Origin of the sequence: Nonomuraea sp. NPDC050536, assembly GCF_044457685.1 — a bacterium.
In the GTDB taxonomy this organism is placed as follows: Bacteria; Actinomycetota; Actinomycetes; order Streptosporangiales; family Streptosporangiaceae; genus Nonomuraea.
In genome coordinates this window covers 289,531-313,082 of the sequence record NZ_JBITHD010000012.1, presented here as the reverse complement: position 1 = coordinate 313,082, position 23,552 = coordinate 289,531, and the positions used below count along the sequence as shown (strand labels likewise).

Sequence of the window (23,552 nt, the reverse complement as noted above, 5' to 3'; positions counted from 1 at the left end):
TTTCCCCCGCCTCACGCAAACCATAGGTAACCCCCATGACAAACCAGCACGAGAGCATTCCCGATCTGATGCACGAGGACAGCTTCGAAGTCGTGATGCGCGGCTACAACCGCCGTCAGGTGCACGACTACATGATCCGTACCCGCAACCAAGTTCGAGATCTGGAAGAGCGGCTGGCACGCGCGATCGACCAGGCGGAGCAGGGCCGCCTGGAGCTGGCGGAGGCCAGGAGGCGCATGGTCGAGGCGCCGCAGAGCTATGACGACCTGAGTCCCCGGCTGGCCCAGATTCTGAAACTGGGCGAGGAGGAGGCGGCCGCCAAGAAGGAGGAGGCCGTCAATGAGGCCACCGGCCTCAGGGAGGCGGCCAAGGCGGAGGCCGAGCGGCTGGTCTCCTCGGCCCGCGAGACGGCTGACAACATCCTCACCTCCGCCCAGGCGGAGGCCGAGCGGCGGGTGAACGAGGCCACGGGGGCGGCCGAGCGCATGCTGGCGCAGGCGGGCGCCGATGCCGAGGAGACGCTCACCACGGCGCGCACCGAGGCGGAGGACACTCTGCGGGACGCGCGGGCCGAGACCGACCGTCTGGTCACGGCGGCCAACCACGAGTCGGAGCAGACGCTGGAGGCCGCCAGGGCGGAGGCCGAGCAGACGCTCACGGCCGCGCGCACCGAGGCCGACTCCACGCTGACGGCCGCCAAGAACCGGGTGGCCGCGCTCGACGAGCACGCGGGGCGGCGGGTGTCCTACCTCACCGACACCCACACCGAGGTGGTACGGCGGCTCACGGAGATCAGTTCGGTGCTCGGCGACCTCATGCACAACGAGGCGGCCTCCGGTGCTCTGATCGACGTCCCGATGCCGACGCCGCAGGACGACGTGCGCGTCATCGTCGAGGACCCGGAGCCCACCCCTGCCGGGGAGGCGGAGGAGCAGCAGCAGCGGGAGATCTCCGACGACACCGACGTGGTCAACCTCGGGACCCTGTCGGAAGTCCACAAGTAGGCACGTGACCACGAGGAGCCCCGCCGCGCGCCGGTGGGGCTCCTCGTGTGTCACGCGGGCGGAAGCCCCCGCCCCCGATAGGGTCGGAGACTTCCGCGTCCATGGCCCCGTTCCCACTGGTAGCCCGGTGCCGGGGCCGCCGAGTCGCTGGACCCGGCACCGGGCGGCTCGCGCGCGTCCCGCGGACCGGGGAACGGTCCACGGCACGCTAGGGAGGAGCGGTGCCTGCCCGCCCCTCCTGGTCCCGGAGCTGCTCGCGCAGTCCCTCCGGGTCGTCCGCGTCGATGGTCATCGCGCAGCCGGCGTCTCGCTGCTCCGCGCTGAGCGGATGGTGCCGGGTGGCCCACCAGCGGCCCGCGTCGCTCCGCCAGATGGTCCAGTGCGGGAACTCCCGGGCGATTTCCGCCAGGTGCCGGTCAAAGGACATGATCACCCTTTCCGGAGCCCGCTTTGCGAAGTTTCCATCTCCTTCGAAGGTGCGTCAGTTCTCTAGAGAACGCAATGATCGCAAGGGACAGGTCAACCTATCGCTTGACATATCCCCTTGACCTAGGCGTCGAAGTCGTACTGAAGTACATAGGCCGCCGAGTCCAGGACCATCTCGTTGTGCTCGACGGGCAGGCCGCCCGAGGTGTAGGCGGTCCTGGCGATCACGATGACGGGTGTCCCGCCGGGCAGGTCGAGCAGCCTGGACTCGCGGGGGCTCGGCATCCTGGCCCTGATCTCCTCGGTGAAGTGGGCGGGCGGCAGCCCGAGGTCGCCCAGCCTGGCGTAGACGCCGCCGGGTCCGGTGTCGGGCAGCGTGATGGCGCTGCCCTGGACCAGGTGGGCGGGGAAGGAGGAGGTCGCCAGCTGGACCGGGCGGGTGTCGACGGAGTAGCGGCGCCGCCGTACCCAGACCTCGCTGCTCTCCAGAACCTCGGCCACCTCGTCGGCGGCGATCTCGTGGACCACCTCGACCTGGTCGACCGCGAAGGGACGGCCGCGGGTGTCGGCGTCCCAGATGGCGCGTCCCTGACCCCACTGCTCGCGGGACAGGCGGCGCGAGCCGTGCCTGCGTATGGGTTTGAACAATCGCACGTAGACCCCCGAGCCTCTCTTCGGCACCGCCAGCCCTTCGTTGATGAGTACGGCAAGCGCCTGCCTCGCGGTGGCGCGTGCGATCGCGAATTCGGCCATGAGCGCGTTCTCGCCCGGTAGCCGGTCCCCGTCGCGCAATTCGCCGGAGAGAATGCGGGCGCGGAGTCCGTCGGCGATGCGTCGATAGATTGGGGGCTCATGGGGTACCGGGGATTCAGACACGTTTGACCACCCTCTGTCACCAACCGGGTTTGGCGTCTCCAGAGAACTTGCCCCGTCTTGTCCACGATCGCACAGATACGCAGGTTGGTCCCGTGCTTCTTTTGAGCGGATCGTGCCCGTGTGGTGATCCTCGGGGGTTTTCGCGGGCCGTTACCTTGGAACGGTCCCCGCCGGTATTGACCTTGCCCACCAGCGGCGAGTAACCAGCGCCGCGAGTACGGCTCCCGCCGTGTTGACGATCACGTCGTCGATCGAGGAGAACCGGCCGAGCCGCAGGCCATACTGGAGGACCTCCACGAGCGTCGAGCAGGCCGCGGCGACGGCCGCGATCCTGGCCGCGGAGGCCATCCGCGACGTGCGCACCGGCAGCAGCGCGCCGAGCGCGGCGAAGACCAGCAGGTTGCCTCCGACCTGCACCAACGCCGTGTCCCACGGCGCCGACAGGACCGCGGTGAGGTCTTTGAACGGCACGAGATTGACTCCGGTCTGACCGGTGACCGGAGTGAGAATCATCCAGATCCACGGCGCCGTGCCGACCACGATGCCGACGTCGGCCAGGCTGGTGCGGACGGGCGCCGGATGGTCGGCGCGGCCCCGGACGCGGGCCAGGACGACGATCGCCAGGACGGCCAGGGGGAGAGCCAGGAAACCGGCGAGGATGACATGTCCCCACATGTCCAAAGTCCGCGTCACGGGACAATCATGGAGGCGCCCCAGGGATACGGAAAGATGTCCTTTCGGACAGCCTTTCGCCCGACCGTTTCCGGTCGCGCTCAGTCACCACACCAGCAGCCGCCCCGGGACGTCCGTTCAACTCTCCGTAACGTGCCAGCGCACTCCGTGGCCGGACAGGCAGCCGAGGAACGACTCCGGATCGAAGGCCCCGCCGCCTCCACGGAGATCGTCCACCTGCTCTGCCGCCGCAACTCGTCGTCTGGGCCCTCAGGGAGCGAGTCGATGACGGCGGGGTCGATCCCGTCCTTCAGCTCGTCGAACCTCCCGCCGAGCAGGCCCTCCATTCGGCCCACCGGTGCGTGCCCCGGCACCGTCGCCACCCGGTGGGAGCGCCGCCTTGCACACCCCCACGGGCTCGGCCGCGCCGGGGAAACGCCACGTGGTGTGGCTCGGAGCCGTAGAAGGACAGCACCGCGTCCAGATCGATCCTTGTCTCCATGCCCGCCCTCACAGGGTCCGGGCCAGCGCGCGCGAGACGCCCAGCGCGGCCGTCTTGACCGCGGGGGCCAGGCGGGTGGGGTGGAAGCGGGCCAGCGGCACCGAGACCGACAGCGCGGCCACCGCCTCGCCGTCGCTGAAGATCGGCGCGGCGATGCAGGCGCCGCCGACCTGCGCCTCCTCCCGCTCGTAGGCCAGCCCGGCCGCCTGGATCTGCCCGATCGCCTCCTCCAGCCGCTTGGGATCCACGATCGACTGCGGCGTCAGCCTGCGCAGCGGCCGCCCGAGCACCTCGTCGATGAAGTCGGGCCCGGAGAAGGCCAGCAGCGCCTTGCCCACCCCGGTGCAGGTCAGCGGCAGCCGCCCGCCCACCCGCGACGGCAGCGAGAACGCCGACTGGCCGCTGATCTTCTCCACGTAGACCACGTCGAGCCCGTCGCGTACGCCCAGGTGGATGGTCTCGTGCGTGGCCTCGTACAGGTCGTGCATGAACGGCAGGGCGGCGTGGCGCAGGTCGCGCTCGAGAGGGACGATGCTACCGAGCTCGAACAGCCGGCGGCCGAGGTAGTAGCCGTCCGCCCTGCGGGCGACGGCGCCGATCTCGGTCAGCTCCGTGAGCAGCCGGAAGGCGGTGGTCTTGGGCAGGTGGCAACGCTCGGCGACGTCGACGAGGCGCAGCGGTCCGCCGGTCGGGCGGAACGCGTCAAGGACCAGCCATGACTTCTCCAGCATCGACAGCGCGTTCCGTGTCACGGAACTCATTGTTGTTCACCACCCCCTCACCGATCTATACCGGTAGGACGGAAATATGAGGAGATTCAGGTGTTGACCCACTTCATCGGTGGCGAGCAGGTCGCCCAGGGGCGCGCGTTCCCCGTGTACGACCCCGTCACCGGCTCGGCGCTCCGGCAGGTCCACGAGGCGGACTCAGGGGTGGTGGACCGCGCCGTCCAAGCGGCGCGTGCGGCGGCTCCCGGCTGGGCCGCGCTGCCCGTGGCCGAGCGGGCCGCCTGGATGCGCCGCCTCGCCGACGGGATCGAGGCCCGCTTCGACGACCTGGTCGCGGCCGAGATCGCCGACACGGGCAAGCCGCTGGAGCAGACCAGGACGCTGGACATCCCGCGCGGCGCCGCCAACTTCCGCGCGTTCGCCGAGATCGCCGCCCAGCGCCCCGACGACGCCTTCCACCTGCCGGGCGTACTCAGCTACACCGTCCGCAGGCCGCTCGGCGTGGTCGCGGTCATCGTGCCGTGGAACCTGCCGTTCCTGCTGATGACCTGGAAGCTCGCACCCGCCCTGGTCGCGGGCAACACGGTCGTGGTCAAGCCGTCGGAGAACACCCCGTCCTCGGCCGCGCTGTTCGCCGAGATCTGCGCCGACGCCGGGCTGCCCGCCGGAGTCGTCAACGTCATCTACGGGTACGGCACGGCCGGGCAACTGCTCGTGGAGCACCCGGGCGTGGACGGCGTGACCTTCACCGGGTCCACCAGGACCGGGACCGCGATCATGCGGGCGGTCTCCGACCGGGTCAAGCCGGTCTCCTTCGAGCTGGGCGGCAAGAACGCGGGCGTGATCTTCGCCGACTGCGACCTGGACAGGGCCGTGGACGGCACCGTGAAGTCGGTGTTCACCAACGGCGGCCAGGTGTGCCTGTGCACCGAGCGGCTCTACGTCGAGCGGCCGATCTTCGAGGAGTTCTGCGCCAGGCTGGCCGCGCGGGCGCAGACCGTCGAGCCGCAGCCGATGATCTCCGCCGAGCACCGCGAGAAGGTGCTGTCCTACTACGAGCTGGCCCGCTCCGAGGGCGCCAAGATCCTCACCGGCGGCGGCGTCCCGGCCGGCCGCGACGCCGGATACTTCGTGGAGCCCACGATCGTGACGGGCCTGCCGGAGGACTCCCGCTTCAACACCGAGGAGATCTTCGGACCCGTCTGCCACGTGGCCCCCTTCGACACCGAGCAGGAGGCCGTCACGCTGGCCAACTCCAGCGAGTACGGCCTGGCCGCCACGGTCTGGACGGGATCGCTCGACCGCGCGCACCGAGTCGCCCAGCGCCTGGAGGCCGGCCTGGTCTGGGTCAACACCTGGTACCTGCGTGACCTGCGTACCCCCTTCGGCGGCGTCAAGCTGTCGGGTATCGGCAGGGAAGGCGGGACCCAGTCGCTGGACTTCTACTCCGAACCCACGACGATCACCATCAAGCTGGAGCAGTCCGATGCATGACGAATGGTCAGACGCGGTCGACGCGCGAACCCAGGCGGCCGACCGGCTGCGCGAGGCCCAGCGCTCGGGCAAGCCGTGCCCGCCGGTGCGCGACCTGGTGGCCACGGCCGCGGACGGCTACGCCGTACAGGAAGTCAACACGCGGCGCGCGCTGAATGAGGGGCGGCGCCTGGTCGGCAGGAAGATCGGCGCGACCAACCCGGCGGTGCAGAAGCAGCTGGGGCTGGACTCGCCGGACTTCGGGATGCTGTTCGCGGACATGGCCTACCTGGACGGGCTGCCGGTGCCGGTGGAGCGGTTCCTGCAGCCGAAGGCCGAGGCCGAGGTCGCGCTGGTGCTGGCGCACGACCTGGAGGGCGGGCCGTTCACGGTGGCCGACGTGATCAGGGCGGTCGACTTCGTGCTGCCCGCGATCGAGATCGTCGACTCGCGCATCGCCGACTGGGACATCACGCTGGCCGACACGATCGCCGACAACGCCTCCAGCGGGGCGTTCGTGCTCGGCAACACGCCCGTCGACCTGCGCGGGCTTGACCTGCGGCTGGCCGGGATGACGATGGCCAAGCGCGGGCAGGAGGTCTCCACCGGCGCGGGCGCGGCCTGCCTCGGCCACCCGCTCAACGCGGCCGTCTGGCTGGCGGACACGCTGAGCGGCACCGACTTCCCGCTGCGCGCGGGCGACGTGGTGCTGACGGGCGCGCTCGGCCCGATGGTGCCGGTCGAGCCGGGAGACGTCTTCGAGGCCCGGATCGAGGGCCTGGGCTCGGTCAGGGCGGTGTTCTCCGCATGAAGATCGCCATCATCGGCTCAGGGAACATCGGGACCGACCTGATGTTCAAGGCGCTGCTGTCGCGCAAGGTCGAGGTCGTGGCCATGGCCGGGATCGACCCGCAGTCCGACGGGCTCGCCAGGGCGCGGCGCCGGGGCCTGGCGACCACCTCGGACGGGGTCCGCGGGCTGGTCGAGCTGCCCGAGTTCGCCGAGGTCGACGTGGTGCTCGACGCCACCTCCGCGGGCGCGCACCGGGTCAACGCCGAGACGGTCCAGGCCCACGGCAAGCGGATCATCGACCTGACGCCCGCCGCCATCGGCCCCTACGTGGTGCCCACCGTGAACCTGGACGACCACCTGTCCGCGCCGAACCTCAACATGGTGACCTGCGGCGGCCAGGCCACGATCCCGATCGTGGCCGCGGTCTCCTCGGTCGCTTCCGTGAAATACGCCGAAATAGTGGCATCCATTGCGTCGAAGTCCGCGGGACCGGGCACGAGAGCCAACATCGACGAGTTCACCGAGACCACCGCCAGGGCCATCGAGAAGGTCGGCGGCGCCGAACGGGGTAAGGCCATCATCGTGCTGAACCCCGCAGAACCGCCACTGATCATGCGCGACACGGTCTACTGCCTGGTCGACGAGTGCGACGAGGCGGCCGTGACCCGATCGGTGGAGGAGATGGTGGCCAGGGTCCAGGAGTACGTGCCCGGCTACCGGCTGAAGCAGCGCGTCCAGTTCTCGCAGGTGCCCTGGGACGAGCCGGTCTGGACGCTGCTACCCGGGCAGAAGGGCGGGACCAGGGTGAGCGTGTTCCTCGAGGTGGAGGGCGCCGCCCATTACCTGCCCGCTTACGCGGGAAACCTGGACATCATGACCGCCGCCGCCCTGCGCACGGCCGAGCGGATCGCCGAGGTGGCCCGCGTATGAAGCTCTACATGCAGGATGTGACCCTGCGGGACGGCATGCACGCCATCCGCCACCGCTACACGATCGACCAGGCCGCCGAGATCGCCAGGGCGCTCGACGCGGCAGGCGTGGCCGCCATCGAGGTGGCCCACGGCGACGGCCTGGCCGGCGGCAGCTTCAACTACGGCCCCGGCGCCCACACCGACGAGGAGTGGATCGAGGCGGTGGCCGCCGCCGTCCACCGGGCCAAGCTGACCACGTTGCTGCTGCCCGGCATCGGCACCGTCCGCGACCTGCGCAGGGCGCACGCGCTCGGCGTCACCTCGGTACGGATCGCCACCCACTGCACCGAGGCCGACATCTCCGCCCAGCACATCGCCACCGCCCGCGAGCTGGGCATGGACGTGGCCGGCTTCCTGATGATGTCGCACATGGCCCCGCCGGACGTGCTGGCCGAACAGGCCAAGCTGATGGAGTCGTACGGCGCGCACTGCGTGTACGTGACCGACTCGGGCGGCGGGCTGACCATGGACGGCGTCCGCGACCGGATCCGCCGGTACCGGGACGTGCTGGAGCCGGAGACCGAGATCGGCATCCACGCCCACCACAACCTCGGCCTGGGCGTGGCCAACTCGGTGGTCGCGGTGGAGAACGGCTGCCTGCGCGTGGACGCCTCGCTGGCCGGGATGGGCGCCGGGGCAGGGAACTGCCCGATCGAGGTGTTCGTGGCCGTGGCCGACCTGATGGGCTGGGAGCACGGCTGCGACCTGTACGGCCTGATGGACGCGGCCGACGACCTGATCAGGCCGCTCCAGGACCGGCCCGTCCGGGTGGACCGCGAGACGCTGACGCTGGGCTATGCCGGCGTCTACTCCAGCTTCCTGCGCCACGCCGAGGCCGCGTCGGAGCGCTACGGCGTCGACACCAGGGCCATCCTGACCGAGGCGGGCCGTCGCCGCATGGTGGGTGGCCAGGAGGACATGATCGTGGACATCGCGCTCGACCTGGCGGGTGAGAAATGACCGACCTGGCCGCCCGGCTGGACGAGGCCTGCCGTACCGGCGTCGCCATTCCACAGCCTGTGGACGACTTCGAGCCGTACGAGGTGCAGTCGGAGCTGATCGGGCTGCGGCTGGACCGCGGCGAGCGGCTCGTCGGGGTCAAGCTGGGGTTCACCAGCGAGGGCAAACGCCGGCAGATGGGGGTGAACGACCTCATCCTCGGGCGGCTGACCGACGCCATGTCCGTCCACAGCGGGCCGCGGCGCTACATCCATCCACGCGTCGAACCCGAGGTCGTCTACCTCACCGGCAGGCGCATCGCCTCGGTGGCCGACGCCGTGCACCCGGACGCGGTGGCGGCCGTGGCGCCGGGGCTGGAGATCATCGACTCGCGCTACGAGAACTTCCGCTTCTCGCTGGAGAGCGTGATCGCCGACAACACCTCCGCGGCGGGCTACGCGATCGGGCCGTGGCGGCCCTACGACCCGGCGCGGTGGAACCTGGGTGTGGTCATGGAGATCGACGGCCGCGCCGTACAGATCGGCTCGACCGGGGCCATCCTCGGCGACCCGCGCAGGGCGGTCGTGGAGGCGGCCCGGCTGGCCGCGGCGATCGGGCTGGTCATCGAGGCGGGCTCGGTGCTGCTGGCGGGGGCGGCCACCCCGGCGGAGCCGCTGCGCCCGGGAGCGCACGTGCGGGTCGAGATCCAGGATCTGGGCGAGGCCGCGTTCAGGATGGAGGCGTGATGCTGGTCGAGGGCAAGGCCACGCCGCGGGGCAGGTTTCCGCACGTCAAGCGGGCCGGCGACTTCCTGTACGTGTCGGGCACCAGTTCGCGCAGGCCGGACAACACCTTCGAGGGTGTCGAGGTGGACGAGTTCGGCGCCACCTCGCTGGACATCCGCGCGCAGACCAGGGCGGTGATCGAGAACATCGGCGACATCCTCAAGGCGGCCGGCGGGTCGCTCGCCGATCTCGTGCAGATCACCACGTACCTGGTGAACATGAATGACTTCAAGGGATACAACGAGGTCTACGCCGAGTACTTCGACGAAGAAGGCCCGACGCGGACCACGGTGGCGGTGCACCAGCTGCCGCACCCCCACCTGCTGATCGAAATGCAGGCAGTCGCCTACCACCCACAGGAGCGATCATGATCCCGCCCATCGACTTCACCAAGTGGATCGACGAGCACGCCCATCTGCTCAAGCCCCCGGTGGGCAACAAGCTCGTCTTCGAGGACGGCAAGGACTTCATCGTCATGGTCGTCGGCGGGCCCAACCAGCGCACGGACTTCCACGTCGATCCCTACGAGGAGCTGTTCTTCCAGATCAGGGGGAACATGCACCTGAACGTGATGACCCCGGAGGGGCCCGACGCGATCCACATCCGCGAGGGTCAGATGTTCCTGCTGCCCGGCAACCTGCCGCACTCGCCGCAGCGGGAGGCCAACTCGGTGGGGCTGGTCGTGGAGAAGATCCGCGAGGAGGGGCTGCTGGAGAAGTTCCAGTGGTACTGCCTCGACTGCAGCAACAAGGTGCACGAGGTCGAGCTGCAGGTGCGCGACATCGTCAAGGACCTGCCGCCGGTCTTCCAGGCCTTCTACGACGACGAGAAGGCCCGCACCTGCGACAACTGCGGGGCTGTCCACCCGGGCAAGGGCTGACCCGTGATTGTCGACGTCCATACGCACTACGTCCCCAAGGGCTGGCCCGACCTGGGCTGGCCGGGGGCGCCGCGGCTCCGGGTGGATTCCGAGCGCGAGGCGATGATCCTCGTCAACGACCGCGATTTCCGGAAAATTCACGATGACTGCTGGGATCCCGCGGTTCGCCTGGAGATCATGGATCGGGATGGCGTCGACAAACAGGTCGTCTCACCCACGCCGGTGTTCTTCTGCTACGACCGCCCGGAAAAGGTTGCCGCAGTCTTCAACGACCTAGCTCTTGAAATATGCCGAGATGAGCGGCTCATCCCGTTCTGTCAGGTGCCGCTCAACGATCCGGACGCTGCCTGCGAGGAGCTCGACCGGTGCCTGGCCAACGGCCACAAGGGCGTCGAGATCGGCAACCACGTCGGCGACAAGGACCTCGACGACCCGGGCATCGTCCAGTTCCTGCAGCACTGCGCCGACAGGAACGTCCCGGTCTTCGTGCACCCCTGGGACATGCCGGAAAGCCCCAGGCTCAACCGGTGGATGGCGCAGTGGCTGGTCGGCATGCCCGCCGAGACCCACCTGTCGATCATCGCGATGATCCTCGGCGGCGTCTTCGACCGGGTCCCCGACACGCTGAAGATCTGCTTCGCCCACGGCGGCGGCTCGTTCGCCTTCTGGCTGGGTCGCTTCGAGAACGCCTGGCACCGCAGGAACGACCTGATCGGCGTCTCGGAGCAGCCGCCCTCGCACTACCTGGGCCGCTTCCACGTCGACTCGGTCGTCTTCGACGAGCGGGCGCTGCGGCTGCTGGTCGACACGGTCGGCGAGGACCGCGTCATGCTGGGCTCCGACTTCCCCTACCCGCTCGGCGAGTCGCCCGTGGGAGACCTGATCCGGCGGGCGGGCTTTCTTTCCGGTACGGCTCGCGCCAAGCTTCTGGGCGCGAACGCCGAGGCGTTCCTCGGCCTGTGAAGGGAGCGCCCGATGCGCGTGCCGGTGGTCCTCCTCATGGTGTTCGCCGTGGCGGCCTGCGGTGTGTCGCCGACCATGCAGGCCCAGCACGACGCGGTGCTCAAGGTGGGCGCCATCATCTCGCAGACCGGCGTCTACGCCGCGCTGGGCGATGACATGGAGGCCGGGATGCGGCTCTACCTCGACGAGCACGTCGGGCGGCTGGGCGGCAGGCCGGCCGCCCTGGTGGTCGCCGACGACGCCGGCAACCCGGAGACGGGCGGCCAGCAGGCCAGGCAGCTGATCGACCGCGACGGCGCGAGCGTGATCACCGGGCTGCTGTCGTCGCCGGTGGCCGTCACGGTGGTCAGGCAGGCCAGGGGCGTGCCCGTGGTGATCGCCAACGCCGGGGCCGACGGGCTGGGCGGGCCGGGCGTCTACCGGGTGTCGTTCACCAACCACGAGCACGGTTACGCCGCGGGCAAGTACGCCGCCGAGCACTTCGGCACCTCGGGAGCCGTGCTGATGGCCCCCGACTACTCGGCGGGCACCGAGACGCTGGACGGGTTCGAGGCCGGCTACGGCGCCAAGGCGCTCAAGCGGATCCTCACCCCGTTCGACCGGACCAAGAACTTCGCGTCCTACCTGGCCCAGATCCCCGCCGAGGCGAAGTTCGTCTACGCCTTCTACGCGGGCAGCGAGGCGATCATGTTCGCCAAGGCGTTCTCCGCCGTCAAGATCCCGCTGCTGGCCTGCCAGCATCTGGCCGACGAGGACGTCACCCAGGCCGTCGGCCCCGACGCCGACGGCATGACCAGCGTCGGCATGTACGCCCCCACGCTGCCCAACAAGGACAACACCGTCTTCGTGGCCCTGTGGCGGGCCAGGACGGGGCGGAACCCCTCGGCGGTCGCCGTCCAGGGCTGGGACGCCATGCGCATGATCGACCTGGCCGCCGACAAGGGCGGCGACCTGGCCCGGGCACTGTCGCAGATCAGCGACATCCCGAGCCCCCGCGGCCCCCTTCACCTCGACGCCACGCACAACCCGGTGCAGAACTGGTACGTCCGCCAGTACCAGAATGGCGAAAACCGGGTAATTAGCACGATTTCTCCAGGAAGTGAGTGACCGTTGGACCGCGACCGCTGCCTAGCCCTCGACGCAGAGGACCCCTTGGGCGCATTCAGGGACGAGTTCGTGCTGCCCGAGGGGGTCGTCTACCTCGTGGGCAACTCCCTGGGCGCCCCGCCCCGCCGCGCCGCCGAGCGGGTACGGCAGGCGGTCGAGGACGAGTGGGGCACCCACCTGGTCGGCGGGTGGAACGAGAGCGGCTGGTACGCCCAGCCGCTGACCGTGGGCGACCGGCTCGCGCCGCTCATCGGCGCAGGACCCGGCCAGGTCGTGGTGGGCAACACCACCTCGATCGCGGTCTACCAGGCGGTGTCCGCGGCCGTCGGGCTGCGCCCCGACCGCCGGGTGATCGTGCTCGACAGGTCCAACTTCCCCACCGACAACTACATGGTCGCGGGCCTGCCCGGCTACGAGGTCAGGGACTTCGGCGAGGGCCGCTTCGACGACGCGGCCGTGGTGCTGCTGTCGGAGGTCGACTACCGCACCGGCGCCCGCTACGACGTGCCGGAGATCACCGCCAGGGTGCAGGCCGCGGGCGCGCTCATGGTGTGGGACGTCTGCCACAGTGTGGGCGCGATGCAGGTGGACGTCTCGGCCGCCGACTTCGCGGTCGGCTGCACCTACAAGTACCTCAACGGCGGGCCCGGCGCCCCCGCCTTCCTCTACGTCAACCCGCGCCACCAGGCCGAGGCGCGCAACGTGCTGCCCGGGTGGTACTCCCACGCCGAGCCGTTCGCCTTCGACACCGGCTTCACCCCGGCCGGGGGGATCAGGCGCTTCACCGTCAGCACGCCGCACGTGCTGTCGTTCGCCGCGCTCGAGGCGGCGCTCGACGTGTGGGAGCGGGTGCCGATGGACCAGATCAGGGCCAAGAGCATGGCGCTGACCTCGCTGTTCGTGGACCTGGTCGGCGACAGGCTGGAGCTGGCCTCGCCGCGCGACCCGCAGCGGCGCGGCAGCCAGGTCAGCTTCTACCACCCCGACGGCTACCCGGTGATGCGCGCGCTCATCGATCGCGGCGTGCACGGCGACTTCCGCGCGCCCGACATCCTGCGCTTCGGCTTCGCGCCGCTCTACACCCGCTACGTCGACGTCTTCGACGCCGCCACGATCCTGGACGAGGTGCTGGAGAAGGAGCTGTGGCGCGACGAGAAGTACGCCCAGCGCCTGGCGGTCACCTAACGCTCGTCCAGCACCTTGATCGCGCGCTTGGGGGCGATCGCCCGGTAGCTCTCCTCGACCCAGTCGATCAGCACGTCGGTTTCCGGCAGCGGCGACAGGAACGGCACGGTCACCCACCCGGCCCTGCCGAGCCCGTAGCCGCTGGGCGCCGCCCCCTCCACGGTCAGCGCGTGGCCGTGCGTCTGCGACAGCAGCTTCACGCCGAAGGTCGGGTCCCACTTCTCGGTCTGCTCGTCCAGGCCGAGAAACAGGAAGACCTTCTTGTTGACCTTGATCACCGTCTCGCCCCACGGGTGGTCCTCGTGGGTCTCGGGCAGCCCGAGTGCGAACGTCCGCAGCTCTTCCCGCACGTCGCGCCAGTCGCTCATGCGATAGACGCTATCGAAACAGACCCTCTGTACGGCATGCCGTCAACTGCCCCAGAGTGGTTCCCGTGACGGTCGACGAACTCATGGACGTCCTGGCCAGGTGCGAGGACACCTGGGACACCCCCGACAGGACCGGCGACCCGGTTCCGATCCTGGACCACGGGCTCCAGGTGGCCGCCGTGCTGCGCCGCAGGCACCCCGACGACCTGGAACTGCAGGTGGCCGGGCTCGTGCACGACATCGGGCACCTGCTCGACCCCGGCGACGAGGCGGGACACGCCTCCACCGCGGCCGAGGCCGTCCAGCCGCTGCTCGGCGAGTGGGTGGCGGCGCTGGTGGGGCTGCACGTGCAGGCCAAGCGCTACCTGGCCGCCACGGAACCCGCGCGCGGGCTGTCGCCGGAGTCGGCCAGGACGCTCGAGCTGCAGGGCGGGGCGATGTCGTCCGCCGAGGTGGCCGCGTTCGCGGCTTCGCCGTACGGGATGGACGCGGTGAGGCTGCGGCGGGCCGACGATCTCGGCAAGGTGGTGGGGCTGGCGCCCGCGGACCTGACCGTCTGGCGGCCGGCTATCGAGGCGGTTGCCGGAAGAGCCGCAGCTGCTCGTCGATCCGGTCCCTGATCCGGTCGCGGGCCTCCATCCTGGGCACCCCGGCCATGAGCAGCTCGTCGTAGTCGGTGTCGAGGTGCCTGATGGAGGCGACGACCGCCAGGGTGATCGCGTTCTCGTCGAGCACCTTGGCGGCGGCCGTGCGGCCGACCCTGCCGCTGCCGCGCTGGCCGGCGTGCACCGCGATCTCCTCGGCGCGGCGGGGCGGGCAGCCGGGGAACAGCCGGGCGATCTCGCCGGCGAACCTGGCCTGGAACTCCACGTCCTGCTCGGCCCTGCGCTCCCTGTCGCGCTCGCGCCTGCGCAGGCGGACCTCCTCATCGGCCAGGCACTGCTCCTCGGCGCGGGCCAGCGCGGCCTCCTCCACCAGGATCCCGAGGCGCTGGTAGACCTTGCGCCGCCGGTTGTACTGGACGACCACGGCCGACAGGCCGCTCTCCTTCTTGGCCCGGCGGCTCAGCGCCGCGTTGCCCGCCCGCAGGAAGACCAGGTGGTCCAGGTCGGCGCAGGTCAGGCAGAGCGACCGGCCGTCCTCCATGATCAGGTACGCGCCGGTGTCGCCGCACTCGGCGCACGTCCACGGCTCCAGCGGGGCGACGGCGGTCAGGTCGGGCGCCTTGCTGTGGCGCTCGGCGAGCCTGCGGACCCGGGCCTCGGTGAGGTCGGGGGACAGCCAGTGCGTCTGGAAGGGCGCCTGGTCGGGGGCCGAGGTGAAGCGCAGCGGGCGGCGGTCGCGGCTGCCGGACACGTACGGCGTCTCCGCGGGCCGCAGGCCCTTGGCCTGCGCCCACTCGCGCAGCAGCGCCGCGGTGGTCAGCAGGCGGTCCTCGTCCACGGCGGCCAGCTCCGCCAGCGTGGCCGCGCGCCCCTGCCGCCAGACGTCGACGTGCCGGCGGTGCAGCCAGCGCAGGCTGGTGACCACGTCGATGAACGTCACGTACTTGTTGGCGGCGAGCGCGATCTCGGCTGCGTCCGCGACCCTGCGTGCGAGGTTTGACCGGCTCACGCCCTCTAGCTTGCCTCAGCCTGCGTGCCCCGCGCTCATGATCGAACTAGCGTCGGGGGATATGGGGGGAAGATCCGGGATGGCCGTCGTGCCGGCCGTGCTCGCCCTGCTCGCCTCGTGCGGCCTGGTCGCGCGCGACACGGTTCCCGCGGTGTCGGGGGCGTTCGGCTCGCGGCCGGTGATCAGCATCCCCAGGGCCACGCCGGATTCCGCGCCGCGGATGACCGTGCTGTCGCTGGGGCGCGGGCGCACGACCGTGCCGGGCGACGTGGTGCTGGCCGACGTGGAGATCAGGCGGTGGTCGGACGGCCTGCCGTACCTGAGCACCTATGACGCCGGCCAGCCCGTAGGAGTCGACCTCGGCAGCGCGTCGCGGTTGTGGCGCGAGGCGCTGGTGGGGCGGCCGGCGGGCAGCAGGGTGATGCTGGTCGGTCCGGCGTCGCAGGTGTCGGGCTCCGCAGGGGCGGAGATCGTGGTGGCCGTGTTCGACGTGCTCGGCGGCTACCCGCCCGACGCCCGCCTGGTCGGCCAGGATCTGACCGACCTGCCCGGCGAGCTGGCCGCTCCGGTGACGACGCTGATCGGCGGGTCGGGGCCGGTCGTGACGCGCGGCTGCCGGATCGTGGTCCAGTACGCCGTCATCTCGGGCCACGCGGTGGACCGGCCGCGCGGTCCGACCGCGGTCGTGCTGGCGCCAGGGGCCGTACCGCCCGGCTGGGTCGACGCGCTGGCAGGACAGCGCGTCGGCAGCCGGGTGGCGGTGCGCACCCCTGGCGCCGGTTACCTGATCGACGTGATCGACAGGCTCTAACCGCAGTGTTCGAAGGGGCTCTCGTAGCTGCTGGAACCGGCGGAGCCGCCCCACTTGACGCACTTTCCTGGCGCCGAGGTCTTGACCGGGCCCGCGTAGTAGGTGAAGTTGCCGGAGTCGGTCAGCCGCGTCCCGCCCTCGGGTTCGAGGAAGGCACTGGTCGCGGTGGCCGTGCCCAGCGACGACTGCTTGAGCGTGGCCACGCAGTTCTCCCCGCTGGTGGAGTTGTACAGCAGGTAGACCGTGGCCGCCGTGCCCAGCCCCTGGGAGTCGATGACCTTGAAGCCGCTGCCGCAGACCTGCTCGGCGCTGTAGGGGTTGCCGCTGCCGGTCACGTAGCTCATGTACTTGGTCCAGTCCCAGTACGGCCCGGGGTCGGTGTGGTCGCTGCCGGGCACCTGGTAATGGCCGATGATGTGCGAGCGGTCCTTCGGGATGCCGTAGCGGTCGGCGATGTTGCGGGTCAGCGCCGCCGAGGACCGGTACATCTGGTCGGTGAACCAGGACGCGTCCGAGACGTAGCCCTCGTGCTCGATCCCGACGGAACGGTGGTTGTAGTCGCTGTTGCCCGCGTGCCAGGCCCGGTCCTTCTCCCGCACCATCTGGGTGATCTGCCCGTCGGACGAGCGGATCACGTAGTGCGCCGACACCGCGGCCGAGGGGTTCTGGAACCAGGAGATCGTCCCCGCGTAGGAGCCCTGGGTGACGTGGATGATGATCAGATTGATCGGGTCGCTGGTCGGCCGGTTGGAGACCGCGTAGTTGGCGGTGCTGGCCGGCGCCCACAGCGCCCCTGGGTAGTCGGTGCTCGCCGCCAGCGGGCTGATCTCCTCATACCCCGACCGGTCAGGCTGTACGGCCAGCGCCGCGGCGTCCACGCCACGCGCGTGCACGCCCTTGGCCAGCGTCTCGTACACCGCGTCGGCGTAGATCCTGGCCGTGGCCTTCTGCGCGGCCCCGCCGTACGCGGCGACGGCGCCGTACCAGTGGGCCGGGTCCTTGCGGGCGTCGGCGGACAGGCCGAGCGTGTCGGCCTGGGCGCGCAGGACGGCAGCGCCGCCCAGCACGTTGGCCGCGTCGTCGCTCTTGAGCGCCTGGGCGGACTGGCCGGTCAGCTTGGCCGCCTGGTTCAGGGACCGCTGCCTGACCAGGTGCATGATGCCGTAGCCGCCGCTGGCGGAGGGCTTGCCCGCGTGCCCGTCCAGGTGGGTTTCGGCGTAGGCCAGCGCGACGAGCAGGTCACGCGGCACGTCGTAGGTGCTCGCCGCCTTGTCGAAGGCGTCGGCGAGCGTGCCGGAAAGTGTGTTCGCGTGGGCCGTCTGGCCGGCCAGGACGAGCAGTCCGGCCAGGGCGATGGTGGCTAAACGCTTCATCCGCAGTGCTCGTTTCATCCGCAGTGCTCGAAAGGTGAGTCGTAGCTGGAGGCACCGGCCTTGCCGCCCCACTTGACGCACTTGCCGGGGGCGTTCACGTAGACGGGGCCGGCGTAGTAGCCGAAGTTGCCGGAGTCGGTCACGCGCGATCCGCCCTGGGGTTCCAGGTAGGCGGTGGTGGCGGTGGCCGTGCCGAGCGACTTGGACTTCAGCGTGGTCACACAGTTGTTGCCGTTGCCGCTGTTGTACAGCAGGTAGACGGCGCCGTCGCTGCCGAGGGCCGCGGAGTCGATCACCTTGTAGCCGGTGCCGCAGACCTGCTCGGGGCTGTAGGGGTTACCGCAGTTGTGTGAGGTCAGCGTCTGGTCCGGGTAGCCGTACGTGACGCCGTCGAAGACGGCCTTCTGGATGTTGGCCGGGTAGTTGGTGCCGAGCCGTACCTCGTAGTGCAGGTGGGGCGAGATGTTGTTGCCCGGCTTGCTGGTGTTGCCGACGTTGCCGATGAGCTGGCCCTGCGAGACGGTCTGGCCGATACTGACCCGCATGGTCTGCAGGTGGGCGTAGTAGCTCGTCCACCCACCGCCGTGGTCGATCTTGATCAGATTGCCGTAGCCGTTGACCGAACCCTGGTTGGTGGCGATGACCACCGTGCCGCCCGCGGCCGCTACGACCGGGTCGCCGAGGTCGGCGTCGGGGGTGCTGCCGCGGTTCCAGTCGATCTCCCAGGACTGGTGCGCGCTGCTGTCGTCGGAGTCACCCGTCCACGTCTGACCGCAGGGGAAGGGCATCTGGAAGGCGGGAGCGGCCAGTGTCTCCGCCGAATCCGATGTCGCCGAGTCCGCGGTGGGGTCCGGCTGCGGGTCGGCATAGGCGGCTGTGGCTGAACCGAGGCTGAGTAACAATGTGAGGATCGTTGCTCCGATGAGCCTCATGGGAATGATCCTTTCGGCTGGGATCCCTGAGACCAGCGTCGGCATTAGCCGCACAAGAATCGTCCAGAACCGATACAAAGAGCTGTCAGGCCTCCATTGAGGAGCTGATGCGGTCATGACGGTCACTTTTGGTGTGCTCGGGCCGTTGGAAGTGCGGTCCGCGCAAGGGCAGCCCGTCCGGGTCTCCGGCAGGAAGCCGCGGTTACTCCTGGCCACGTTGCTGCTCGAGGCGGGGCACGTGGTCAACGCCGATCGCCTCGTCGAAGTGCTGTGGCCAGGCCGGCCGCCCCGCTCGGCCCAGGCCAACCTGCGCACCTACGTCAGCTCGCTGCGCGCCGACCTGGGTGGCGGCTTCCTGCGCGGTGACGGCTCCGGCTACGCCATCGACGTGCCCGCGGGCGCGCTGGACCTGCTCGCCTTCGAGCAGCTGGTCGCCGCGGGCTCCTATGCCGAGGCGCTGGCGCTCTGGCGCGGGGCGCCGTTGTCGGACCTGCCCGACCAGCCGCTCTGGGACCGCCGCCTGGGCCCCGTGCAGGAGGTACGGCTGGCCGCGGCGGAGGCCCTGATCGGCGAACTGACGGGATCCGGCGACCACGCCGGAGCGGTGACCCAGCTGCGTGCCCTGCTGGCCGAGCACCCCTACCGCGAGGACCTGTGGGCCAGGCTCCTGCTGACCCTGCACGCCGGCGGCAGGAAGGCCGAGGCGCTGCGGGCCTACGCCGACATCCGGGCCAGGCTGGTCGAGGAGCTGGGCGTCGAGCCGGGGACCGAGCTGCGGGCGGCCCACGCCAGGGTCCTGGCCGACGAGGCCGTGGCCGCGCCCGGCTGCGTGCCCCGGCAGTTACCGCCGGACGTGCCCGACTTCGTGGGCAGGGCCGGAGAGCTGGTGGCGCTCGTCGGAGGGCTCTCGGTGACGGTGATCTCCGGGCCTCCCGGGATCGGCAAGACCGCGCTCGCCGTGCACGCCGCCCACGCGATGCGCGAGCGGTTCCCGTGCGGGCAGCTCCATCTCGAGCTGGGCGAGCGGGAGCCGGGCGAGCTGCTGGGCGAGGCGCTGCGGGCGTTGGGCGTGGCGGTGCCACCGCAGTCGTGCCACGAGCGGTCCGCACTGCTGCGCTCGCTGCTGGCCGAGCGGCCCATGCTGATCCTGCTCGACGACGCACTGGACGCCGGGCAGGTGCGGCCGCTGCTGCCCGGCAACGGCAGCGCGGTGATCGTGACCAGCAGACGGCGCATCACCGAGCTGCCCGGCGCCTTCCACCTGGACCTGGGCGAGCTCGACCAGGCCGAGGCGCTGGCCCTGCTGGGCGGCATCGCGGGCGCCGAGCGATTACGCCGCGAGCCGGCGGCGGCCCTGGCCATCGTCGAGGCGTGCGGGCGGCTGCCGTTGGCGATCCGCGACGTGGGCGCCCGGCTGGCCCGCAGGCCCGGCTGGTCGCTCGAGGTGCTGCGGCGCCGCCTGGACGACGACCGGCTGGCCGTACTCGACGAGGTACGGGCCAGCCTGGACCGCAGCTACCTGCGCCTGCCCGACGAGGCGGTGCGCACCCTGGGCACGCTCGGCCTGCTCGGCGGGCAGGCGCAGCCGGGCTGGGTGGTGGACGCCGCGCTCGGCAGGCACCGCGCCGACGACGTCACCGACCTGCTCGTCGACATCAACCTGCTGGAACTGGTCGGCACCGACCCCGTCGGCCAGCCCCGCTACCGCGTGCCGGAACTGGTCCGCAGGCACGCGCTGGAACGCGGCCCCTCCCGCGCGGACCTCGCCAGGGTGCTGGCCGCCTGGACCGCCACCACCGAGCACGCCATGGCCAGGCTGCCCACCACGGTCTTCAGCCTCACCGCCGCGCGGGCGCCCAGGTGGCGGCTGCCCGAGCCGACGCTGCAACGCCTCACCGCCGACCCGCTCACCTGGTTCGTGGCCGAGCATCACGCCCTGGCCGAGGCCGTGCGCGTGGCCGCCGAGTCGGGCCTGGCCGAATCGGCCTGGGGCCTGGCCGCCGCCATGGTCCCCTACCTGGACCTGCACTGCCACTTCGAGACCTGGCGGCAGACGCACAGCGTGGCCCTCCAGGCCGCCCGCGAACAGGGCGACAGCTACGGCGAGGCCGCCATGCTCCGCGGACTGGCCCAGGTCAGCCTCTACCAGGACCGCTACGACGAGTCCGCCGACGGCTTCACCCGTTCCCGTCGCATCTTCCGCGACCTGGGCGACAGGCGGGCCGAGGCCACCTCCATCTGCGGCCTCGGCGCGGTCAACCAGTTCCGCGGACACCTGGTGCAGGCACTCGGCCACTTCCGCCGGGCGCTGGGGATGTTCATGTCCGCCGACGACCGCAGCGGCGAGGCGTTCGCCCGCCAGGCCATCGGGCGGGTGCTGCTGAGGTCCGGCGACGTGGCGCAGGCCTCGCAGTGGCTGGGGCAGGCCATGCGCCTGGCGCAGGAGCTGGGAGACGCGCACCGGGAGGGCTGCGTGTGCGTGCAGCTGGGCCGGCTGCACGGCGCGATGGCGCTGCACAGGCACGCTCTGGACATCTTCGAGTCGCTGGGTGACAGGCACTGCGGGGCCTACGCCATGCAGAGCCTGGCCGGGCTGCAGGCGGCCAGGGGCGAGTGGGCGCCCGCCTCGGCCGGGCTCGAACGCTCGCTGGAGATCTTCCAGGAGCTCGGCGACCGCAGCGGCGAGGCCTCCTCCACGCAGTTGCTCGGCGAGCTGCACCGCTCGGCGGGCCGCGCCAACCTGGCCCGCGACTACCTCAAACACGCCAACGCCCTGCGCCGCAGCCTGCCCGCCTGACGGCGCGAGATCAGGACCCCGGCACTGCTGATCGCCATCAGGGTGAGCAGCAGGGTGCGCTTGTCGTACATGTCGGCCAGCCGGCCGACGATCGGGGTGGCGATCGCCGAGCTGATCAGCGAGCTGGTGAAGATCCACGCCAACTCGCCCGGCGAGGCGGCCAGGTCCCGCTGGATGAGCGGGATCGCGGGCGACAGCATCGTTTCCATCAGCTGGAAGACGCCGATGAACATCACCGGCGCGCCGATGACGCCGAATCCGGATCTACGCATGGTCCTGCCTTTCGGGTGGGGTGTGTGTCCGCGCGTTCCCCCCGAACCCGCGTCCTGGCTATGCCGGGCCGAGCACCTGCCGCGTGACCAGCGCCCGCGCGACGTCGGCGAAGTACTCCTCCGAGCCGCCGTGGCCGCCGAGCACCACGCCCTGCCCGAGGCCGGACAGCAGCGCCTTGAGCGCTCGGGCCAGGCGTACGGCCTGCTCGCGGGTGATCGGCGTCCCGCCGTACTCGCGGCCGGTGAGGTGCGTGGCGAGCTGGACCTCCGCCGCGTTGATCGCCGCGTTGAGCTTGGCGAGCAGGTCGGGATCCGCCAGCACGAGATCCATCACGCGGATCTCGAACAGCAGCTGCCCGGCGGCCTCGGGGTCGGCGGACATCCGCCAGAACTGGCGGGCGATCACGGCCACGACCTCCTCCAGCGTGAGGCCGGGCCCGGCGGCCTCGATCGGCCGCAGGTCGAGCGGCCCGACGTAGTCGTCGACCATCGCGACCATCAGCCCGTTCTTCCCGCCGAACAACGAGTAGACGGCCCCCGTCGTCAGCCCGGCCAGGTCGGCGATGTCCTCGAGCCGCGCCTGCGCTCCCTGCCTTCCGACGACCTCGCGGGCCGCGTCGATCAGCGCACGCTTGTTGGCAGCCTTGCTCTCCGCCCTGGTCAGCCGCATGGTGTCGAGGTCTCCGTTCCCGAGGTTGGCAGAACCATAATCTAGATTATTAGAATAATCCAGATTACTGTTTCGCACATGGACGTCGACAAGTACATGACCCTGGTGCCCGACTACGCCGCGTTCCCGACCGTGGACCAGATGCACGCCGAGCTCGACGAGCTCGCCGCCGCCCACCCCGACCTGGTACGGCTGCGCCGCATCGGCACCTCGCGCCTGGGTGAACCGCTGCGCGTGGCCACGATCGGCACCGGCCCGCACGACGCGGTGATCATCGGCGGGCCCCACCCCAACGAGCCGATCGGCGCGCTCACGGTGAGCAGCCTGCTGCGCCGGCTCATCGACGACTCCTGGCTGCGCGAGGAGTTCGGCTACCGCTGGCACCTCATCCCGTGCGTCGACCCCGACGGCGCCCGACTCAACGAGGGCTGGTACGTCCGTCCCGGCGACCGCCGCGCCTATGCCGAGCACTTCTACCGCCCGTGCGAGGCCGACCAGGTCGAGTGGACGTTCCCGCTGACCGGCGAGAGCTACAGCTTCGACCGCACGCTGCCGGAGACCGAGGCGCTGATGCGGCTGATGGACGAGGTCCGGCCGGCCTTCGTCTACTCCCTGCACAACGGCGAGCTGCAGGGCGCCTTCTCCTACCTCAGCAGGAACGAGCCCGCCCTGGCCGCCGCCCTGGCCGCCCTGGCGGCCGGTCAGGGGCTGCCGCTGCACATGGGCCCGCCGGAGGTCCCGAGCGCGGTCCAGATCGGCCCCGCCGCGTACGTGACACCACGCGGCGCCGAGCTGGGCGCGATCTACGGCATCGGCGGCGGCAGCATCGACTACGCCGACCGCTTCGGCGCCCTACACCTGGTGACCGAACTCCCGTACTGGGCCGACCCCCGCGTCTCCGACGAGACCCCCACCGACCGGTCGTACGCCGAGGTGATCAAGACCTACCTCGCCGATCAGCGCGCTCTGATCGGCGAGCTGGGCCGGTCACTGGCCAGGGTCGAGTCCGAGCTGACCGTACGGTCACCGTTCCGCCGCGCGCTGGAGGACTTCGTCGGCACCCACGACGACTACATCTCCGAATGGGAGGACCACCCCGGCGCCGACCGGCCCGCCACGGTGGCCGAGGTCATCGGCAACGAGCAGCTCAAGCACAGCATGCGGCTGAGGTACCTGGGGACGTACCTGCGCCTGCTGGACGCCGAGCTCGCCGCGGGAAACCCGACCCCGGCCATCAGGGAAGAGCACGCCCGGATGCAGGCGCTCTTCGAAGCCTGGTTCGCAGAAGCCGAGACCGGGTTCACCGCCACGCCGATCCCCCTCCGCACCCTGGTCGCCGTCCAGCTCGGCGCCGGACTCCTGGCAGCCGAGGCGGCCAAGGGATCAGCGTCCCCGTGACCTGGGCGCTGGTA

25 protein-coding genes are annotated in these 23,552 nt (G+C 70.8%); 15 read left to right on the top strand and 10 right to left on the bottom strand.

The window, feature by feature from the left end:
* Nucleotides 1–35: 35 nt before the first annotated feature.
* Complete coding sequence (locus ACIBHX_RS31515; RefSeq protein ID WP_397070969.1) at nucleotides 36–1,004, top strand: hypothetical protein; 969 nt, start codon at nucleotides 36–38, stop codon at nucleotides 1,002–1,004.
* 208 nt (nucleotides 1,005–1,212) lie between these two features.
* Here the strand turns inward: ACIBHX_RS31515 and ACIBHX_RS31510 are convergent, their stop codons facing one another.
* From ACIBHX_RS31510 to ACIBHX_RS31495, 4 genes are all read right to left on the bottom strand, one after another.
* Nucleotides 1,213–1,431: a hypothetical protein gene (locus tag ACIBHX_RS31510; protein ID WP_397070968.1), complete on the bottom strand. Its 219-nt coding sequence runs from the start codon at nucleotides 1,429–1,431 to the stop codon at nucleotides 1,213–1,215.
* Nucleotides 1,432–1,553: 122 nt separating this feature from the next.
* Entirely contained in the window at nucleotides 1,554–2,306 is a 753-nt protein-coding gene (locus ACIBHX_RS31505) for a GntR family transcriptional regulator (protein WP_397070967.1), read from the bottom strand.
* Between the two features lie 150 nt (nucleotides 2,307–2,456).
* Nucleotides 2,457–2,999 carry a VanZ family protein gene (locus ACIBHX_RS31500; protein ID WP_397070966.1) on the bottom strand — a complete coding sequence of 181 codons (543 nt, stop codon included), beginning with the start codon at nucleotides 2,997–2,999 and terminating at the stop codon, nucleotides 2,457–2,459.
* A 489-nt stretch (nucleotides 3,000–3,488) separates the two neighbouring features.
* Nucleotides 3,489–4,241: an IclR family transcriptional regulator gene (locus tag ACIBHX_RS31495; protein ID WP_397070965.1), complete on the bottom strand. Its 753-nt coding sequence runs from the start codon at nucleotides 4,239–4,241 to the stop codon at nucleotides 3,489–3,491.
* 60 nt (nucleotides 4,242–4,301) lie between these two features.
* Here ACIBHX_RS31495 and ACIBHX_RS31490 point away from each other — a divergent pair, with 60 nt between their 5' ends.
* The 10 genes from ACIBHX_RS31490 to ACIBHX_RS31445 are packed head-to-tail and all read left to right on the top strand — an operon-like array spanning nucleotide 4,302 to nucleotide 13,303.
* Nucleotides 4,302–5,702, top strand: coding sequence for an aldehyde dehydrogenase family protein (locus tag ACIBHX_RS31490; RefSeq protein WP_397070964.1), 1,401 nt, complete (start codon nucleotides 4,302–4,304; stop codon nucleotides 5,700–5,702).
* The gene (locus tag ACIBHX_RS31485) at nucleotides 5,695–6,492 is read left to right on the top strand and encodes a 2-keto-4-pentenoate hydratase (RefSeq protein ID WP_397070963.1); all 798 of its coding nucleotides are present in this window, start codon (nucleotides 5,695–5,697) and stop codon (nucleotides 6,490–6,492) included. The genes ACIBHX_RS31490 and ACIBHX_RS31485 overlap by 8 nt, the downstream gene beginning before the upstream one ends.
* Nucleotides 6,489–7,403: an acetaldehyde dehydrogenase (acetylating) gene (locus ACIBHX_RS31480; protein WP_397070962.1), complete on the top strand. Its 915-nt coding sequence runs from the start codon at nucleotides 6,489–6,491 to the stop codon at nucleotides 7,401–7,403. The genes ACIBHX_RS31485 and ACIBHX_RS31480 overlap by 4 nt, the downstream gene beginning before the upstream one ends.
* On the top strand, nucleotides 7,400–8,404 hold the full coding sequence (dmpG, locus tag ACIBHX_RS31475; RefSeq protein WP_397070961.1) for a 4-hydroxy-2-oxovalerate aldolase: 1,005 nt from the start codon (nucleotides 7,400–7,402) through the stop codon (nucleotides 8,402–8,404). The genes ACIBHX_RS31480 and dmpG overlap by 4 nt, the downstream gene beginning before the upstream one ends.
* Nucleotides 8,401–9,129 carry a 2-keto-4-pentenoate hydratase gene (locus tag ACIBHX_RS31470; protein ID WP_397070960.1) on the top strand — a complete coding sequence of 243 codons (729 nt, stop codon included), beginning with the start codon at nucleotides 8,401–8,403 and terminating at the stop codon, nucleotides 9,127–9,129. Before dmpG ends, ACIBHX_RS31470 begins: the two co-directional genes overlap by 4 nt.
* Nucleotides 9,129–9,539 (top strand): RidA family protein, encoded by a 411-nt coding sequence (locus tag ACIBHX_RS31465; RefSeq protein WP_397070997.1) that lies wholly within the window; start codon nucleotides 9,129–9,131, stop codon nucleotides 9,537–9,539. Before ACIBHX_RS31470 ends, ACIBHX_RS31465 begins: the two co-directional genes overlap by 1 nt.
* On the top strand, nucleotides 9,536–10,048 hold the full coding sequence (locus tag ACIBHX_RS31460) for a 3-hydroxyanthranilate 3,4-dioxygenase (protein ID WP_397070959.1): 513 nt from the start codon (nucleotides 9,536–9,538) through the stop codon (nucleotides 10,046–10,048). Before ACIBHX_RS31465 ends, ACIBHX_RS31460 begins: the two co-directional genes overlap by 4 nt.
* Nucleotides 10,049–10,051: 3 nt before the next feature.
* Nucleotides 10,052–11,011, top strand: coding sequence for an amidohydrolase family protein (locus tag ACIBHX_RS31455; RefSeq protein ID WP_397070958.1), 960 nt, complete (start codon nucleotides 10,052–10,054; stop codon nucleotides 11,009–11,011).
* Between the two features lie 12 nt (nucleotides 11,012–11,023).
* A complete protein-coding gene (locus ACIBHX_RS31450; RefSeq protein ID WP_397070957.1) occupies nucleotides 11,024–12,118 on the top strand; it encodes an ABC transporter substrate-binding protein in 1,095 nt (364 codons plus the stop codon).
* A gap of 45 nt (nucleotides 12,119–12,163) precedes the next feature.
* Entirely contained in the window at nucleotides 12,164–13,303 is a 1,140-nt protein-coding gene (locus tag ACIBHX_RS31445; protein ID WP_397070956.1) for a kynureninase, read from the top strand.
* On the opposite strand, the gene ACIBHX_RS31440 is transcribed toward ACIBHX_RS31445, so the two are convergent.
* Entirely contained in the window at nucleotides 13,300–13,671 is a 372-nt protein-coding gene (locus ACIBHX_RS31440) for an MmcQ/YjbR family DNA-binding protein (protein ID WP_397070955.1), read from the bottom strand. The two genes, ACIBHX_RS31445 and ACIBHX_RS31440, sit on opposite strands and share 4 nt — an antisense overlap.
* Nucleotides 13,672–13,736: 65 nt before the next feature.
* Here ACIBHX_RS31440 and ACIBHX_RS31435 point away from each other — a divergent pair, with 65 nt between their 5' ends.
* Nucleotides 13,737–14,291 (top strand): HD domain-containing protein, encoded by a 555-nt coding sequence (locus ACIBHX_RS31435; protein ID WP_397070954.1) that lies wholly within the window; start codon nucleotides 13,737–13,739, stop codon nucleotides 14,289–14,291.
* Here ACIBHX_RS31435 and ACIBHX_RS31430 read toward each other — a convergent pair.
* On the bottom strand, nucleotides 14,239–15,285 hold the full coding sequence (locus ACIBHX_RS31430) for a DUF2293 domain-containing protein (RefSeq protein WP_397070953.1): 1,047 nt from the start codon (nucleotides 15,283–15,285) through the stop codon (nucleotides 14,239–14,241). The two genes, ACIBHX_RS31435 and ACIBHX_RS31430, sit on opposite strands and share 53 nt — an antisense overlap.
* Before the next feature lie 61 nt (nucleotides 15,286–15,346).
* Here ACIBHX_RS31430 and ACIBHX_RS31425 point away from each other — a divergent pair, with 61 nt between their 5' ends.
* Nucleotides 15,347–16,096 (top strand): hypothetical protein, encoded by a 750-nt coding sequence (locus ACIBHX_RS31425; RefSeq protein WP_397070952.1) that lies wholly within the window; start codon nucleotides 15,347–15,349, stop codon nucleotides 16,094–16,096.
* On the opposite strand, the gene ACIBHX_RS31420 is transcribed toward ACIBHX_RS31425, so the two are convergent.
* Together ACIBHX_RS31420 and ACIBHX_RS31415 are read right to left on the bottom strand one after the other, a co-directional pair.
* The gene (locus ACIBHX_RS31420; RefSeq protein ID WP_397070951.1) at nucleotides 16,093–17,469 is read right to left on the bottom strand and encodes an N-acetylmuramoyl-L-alanine amidase; all 1,377 of its coding nucleotides are present in this window, start codon (nucleotides 17,467–17,469) and stop codon (nucleotides 16,093–16,095) included. The two genes, ACIBHX_RS31425 and ACIBHX_RS31420, sit on opposite strands and share 4 nt — an antisense overlap.
* Nucleotides 17,470–17,483: 14 nt before the next feature.
* Nucleotides 17,484–18,401 carry a M23 family metallopeptidase gene (locus ACIBHX_RS31415; protein WP_397070950.1) on the bottom strand — a complete coding sequence of 306 codons (918 nt, stop codon included), beginning with the start codon at nucleotides 18,399–18,401 and terminating at the stop codon, nucleotides 17,484–17,486.
* A gap of 115 nt (nucleotides 18,402–18,516) precedes the next feature.
* Here ACIBHX_RS31415 and ACIBHX_RS31410 point away from each other — a divergent pair, with 115 nt between their 5' ends.
* Nucleotides 18,517–21,198 (top strand): BTAD domain-containing putative transcriptional regulator, encoded by a 2,682-nt coding sequence (locus tag ACIBHX_RS31410; protein ID WP_397070949.1) that lies wholly within the window; start codon nucleotides 18,517–18,519, stop codon nucleotides 21,196–21,198.
* Here the strand turns inward: ACIBHX_RS31410 and ACIBHX_RS31405 are convergent.
* The gene (locus ACIBHX_RS31405) at nucleotides 21,153–21,470 is read right to left on the bottom strand and encodes an MFS transporter (RefSeq protein WP_397070948.1); all 318 of its coding nucleotides are present in this window, start codon (nucleotides 21,468–21,470) and stop codon (nucleotides 21,153–21,155) included. The two genes, ACIBHX_RS31410 and ACIBHX_RS31405, sit on opposite strands and share 46 nt — an antisense overlap.
* A 58-nt stretch (nucleotides 21,471–21,528) precedes the next feature.
* On the bottom strand, nucleotides 21,529–22,140 hold the full coding sequence (locus ACIBHX_RS31400) for a TetR/AcrR family transcriptional regulator (RefSeq protein WP_397070946.1): 612 nt from the start codon (nucleotides 22,138–22,140) through the stop codon (nucleotides 21,529–21,531).
* Between the two features lie 78 nt (nucleotides 22,141–22,218).
* Between ACIBHX_RS31400 and ACIBHX_RS31395 the strand changes: the two genes are divergently transcribed.
* The gene (locus tag ACIBHX_RS31395; RefSeq protein WP_397070945.1) at nucleotides 22,219–23,538 is read left to right on the top strand and encodes a M14 family zinc carboxypeptidase; all 1,320 of its coding nucleotides are present in this window, start codon (nucleotides 22,219–22,221) and stop codon (nucleotides 23,536–23,538) included.
* The last annotated feature ends 14 nt before the right edge of the window (nucleotides 23,539–23,552 follow it).

What these genes read in the sequence shown, in the direction of transcription:
- ACIBHX_RS31515 (WP_397070969.1), top strand. Translation starts at nt 36, where the DNA reads ATGACAAACCAGCACGAGAGCATTCCCGATCTGATGCACGAGGACAGC.
- ACIBHX_RS31510 (WP_397070968.1), bottom strand. Translation starts at nt 1,431, where the DNA reads ATGTCCTTTGACCGGCACCTGGCGGAAATCGCCCGGGAGTTCCCGCAC.
- ACIBHX_RS31495 (WP_397070965.1), bottom strand. Translation starts at nt 4,241, where the DNA reads ATGAGTTCCGTGACACGGAACGCGCTGTCGATGCTGGAGAAGTCATGG.
- ACIBHX_RS31485 (WP_397070963.1), top strand. Translation starts at nt 5,695, where the DNA reads ATGCATGACGAATGGTCAGACGCGGTCGACGCGCGAACCCAGGCGGCC.
- ACIBHX_RS31480 (WP_397070962.1), top strand. Translation starts at nt 6,489, where the DNA reads ATGAAGATCGCCATCATCGGCTCAGGGAACATCGGGACCGACCTGATG.
- dmpG (WP_397070961.1), top strand. Translation starts at nt 7,400, where the DNA reads ATGAAGCTCTACATGCAGGATGTGACCCTGCGGGACGGCATGCACGCC.
- ACIBHX_RS31470 (WP_397070960.1), top strand. Translation starts at nt 8,401, where the DNA reads ATGACCGACCTGGCCGCCCGGCTGGACGAGGCCTGCCGTACCGGCGTC.
- ACIBHX_RS31465 (WP_397070997.1), top strand. Translation starts at nt 9,129, where the DNA reads ATGCTGGTCGAGGGCAAGGCCACGCCGCGGGGCAGGTTTCCGCACGTC.
- ACIBHX_RS31460 (WP_397070959.1), top strand. Translation starts at nt 9,536, where the DNA reads ATGATCCCGCCCATCGACTTCACCAAGTGGATCGACGAGCACGCCCAT.
- ACIBHX_RS31450 (WP_397070957.1), top strand. Translation starts at nt 11,024, where the DNA reads ATGCGCGTGCCGGTGGTCCTCCTCATGGTGTTCGCCGTGGCGGCCTGC.
- ACIBHX_RS31440 (WP_397070955.1), bottom strand. Translation starts at nt 13,671, where the DNA reads ATGAGCGACTGGCGCGACGTGCGGGAAGAGCTGCGGACGTTCGCACTC.
- ACIBHX_RS31425 (WP_397070952.1), top strand. Translation starts at nt 15,347, where the DNA reads ATGGGGGGAAGATCCGGGATGGCCGTCGTGCCGGCCGTGCTCGCCCTG.
- ACIBHX_RS31420 (WP_397070951.1), bottom strand. Translation starts at nt 17,469, where the DNA reads ATGAAGCGTTTAGCCACCATCGCCCTGGCCGGACTGCTCGTCCTGGCC.
- ACIBHX_RS31415 (WP_397070950.1), bottom strand. Translation starts at nt 18,401, where the DNA reads ATGAGGCTCATCGGAGCAACGATCCTCACATTGTTACTCAGCCTCGGT.
- ACIBHX_RS31410 (WP_397070949.1), top strand. Translation starts at nt 18,517, where the DNA reads ATGACGGTCACTTTTGGTGTGCTCGGGCCGTTGGAAGTGCGGTCCGCG.
- ACIBHX_RS31405 (WP_397070948.1), bottom strand. Translation starts at nt 21,470, where the DNA reads ATGCGTAGATCCGGATTCGGCGTCATCGGCGCGCCGGTGATGTTCATC.
- ACIBHX_RS31400 (WP_397070946.1), bottom strand. Translation starts at nt 22,140, where the DNA reads ATGCGGCTGACCAGGGCGGAGAGCAAGGCTGCCAACAAGCGTGCGCTG.
- ACIBHX_RS31395 (WP_397070945.1), top strand. Translation starts at nt 22,219, where the DNA reads ATGGACGTCGACAAGTACATGACCCTGGTGCCCGACTACGCCGCGTTC.